Raw genomic sequence first — 1,803 nt, 5'->3', positions numbered from 1 at the left:
CAAATCCGGCACAATCACCTCATAGCCCGCCTCAGGATTTGCCAGATCAACCCGGCCAATAAATCCTGCAGGCAGGGTTTCCAGAATAGCTCGTTGCCCTCGCCACGGTCGTTAAAATACAGGTGGATGTTGAGGTGCTCGAGTGCAATTTCCAGCAGCAGGCCCTTGTCGTAAGTCACATTACGCGTAGCATTGTCATCAATAGTATCCGGGGTGATTTGATGTAGTCGGAGTTCGCCAGATGGTTATTGGTGATCCATTCAGGCTTCTTCGTTGGGTTGGCAGATTCAGTCTGATTCATCTGTTATCATGGCCTCTATCCCCGGAGGCCGTATGATTGCAGACATTTCCCATATCCTGAATTTCCTGTTGTGTCCGACTCCCCGGGAGTGGCTAGAGGAGGCTTGCAAGCCTGAGAATCTTGCAGTTTTGCTGGTTGATCACGCAATTAATGAGAAGTTATGCGGATATTCTAAAGCGGCTATAGCAAACAATCCTTAGGATACCTGATAAACGAGTTATAATATCCAATCGTTGATCTGTAATCAATTTACTAAATTTCTATTGTATTTAAGTAAATTAATGACTACAGTGTTAAGTAAATGAGTATTTGACATTTACTAAATGGGAATTTATGAGGTAGTCGTTATGTCTTCAAATCTAATTAAATTAGCTCTCAAAGAGCTTGATATCACTCAGAAAGAGATGGCCATGAAACTCGGTGTATCTCCTGCACAAATCACCAAGTGGAAGGCTGGCGAACACATGTCTCATGATATGACTGAAAAAATTAAGGGAATTTTAAAGCTTGATGAGCTAGATCCAGATGTGGTTTTTTGGACAGGAGGAATAAAGGAAGCCAATAAGTGGCAGACGTTGGTTCATTATTTGGCTGAAATGGCAGACGAGAATGCAGAGTGCAACTACAACACTCAGCCGTTCGATGATGATACAGGATTATTGTTGTTCTGCATTCTGCGTACTCTAACTGAAGCAGGGGTTGAGATACCAAAGATATTTCCAGAAGATATTGAATTTGATTATTCAATGGATTACGAAGGAAATGAGAAGCTTTTTGACTCTCTTATCAGCGTTAATCCGTATTCAAATCTTATATATGAATTACTTATTGCTTGGGCTCAATTATATGATTTTTATGCTGCATTTGTTTCAGACCTTACTTATGATGATGAAATTGAACTATTTGAAGATTGTCACGAATTAGAGTTTTGTCTACCTTCACTTGCTCTAGCAAAAATAGGAGGCGAGAATGATTTACTCAAAGACTATAGGGGTTTTAGATACAAGACGGAAAAGTATTCTAAGGAACTGATAAACAAAATAAAAAAACAGGCTGTTAAGGCTGGATACCCTTTAAGGGCTGAATTGTATCATCTTATCACGCGTGATCCTGAGTCTTTGGTTCATGAGGCAGAGGCAGAAGCGTTTGGATTTAATGATGACAGAATTCATCCAGATGTTTATATGAATGAGATTCTGACAAGTTTAAGGCTTATGCATCAAGTACTTCCTGCTATATGTGACAAGCTGGGCGTAGAGTTTACGGTAGATAGTTCAGAGCTTTCAGCGATGTAGAACAGATTTTTATTGTTCTGCTCCTGGCAATAATTCAATCTTGATTTCTGTTATTCTGGCCTTCTTTATTGGAGGCCACCTGTCCGTAGATATCTCGCACATTTTAGAGTTCCTGGCTTGTACCACACCTCAAGAATGGATAGAGGAAGCTCGTAAGGAATTGTCTGTAAATAACTTCCACATATTCAGATGCTCCACCGCAATCAT

General features: G+C 40.3%; 2 protein-coding genes. Both read left to right on the top strand.

What is annotated here, in order from left to right; genetic code table 11:
* Positions 1-309 precede the first annotated feature (309 nt).
* The gene (gene miaE / locus KDK14_RS00130) at positions 310-501 is read left to right on the top strand and encodes a tRNA isopentenyl-2-thiomethyl-A-37 hydroxylase MiaE (protein WP_306671406.1); all 192 of its coding nucleotides are present in this window, start codon (positions 310-312) and stop codon (positions 499-501) included.
* 147 nt (positions 502-648) lie between these two features.
* Positions 649-1,596, top strand: a complete 948-nt coding sequence (locus KDK14_RS00125) for a helix-turn-helix transcriptional regulator (RefSeq protein ID WP_257262984.1) — start codon at positions 649-651, stop codon at positions 1,594-1,596.
* The last annotated feature ends 207 nt before the right edge of the window (positions 1,597-1,803 follow it).

It is taken from the genome of Endozoicomonas sp. ONNA2 (assembly GCF_024606365.1).
Classification (GTDB): Bacteria; Pseudomonadota; Gammaproteobacteria; order Pseudomonadales; family Endozoicomonadaceae; genus Endozoicomonas.
The sequence above is the reverse complement of the archived record's forward strand: the minus strand, read 5'-3'. Positions and strand labels throughout refer to the sequence as shown.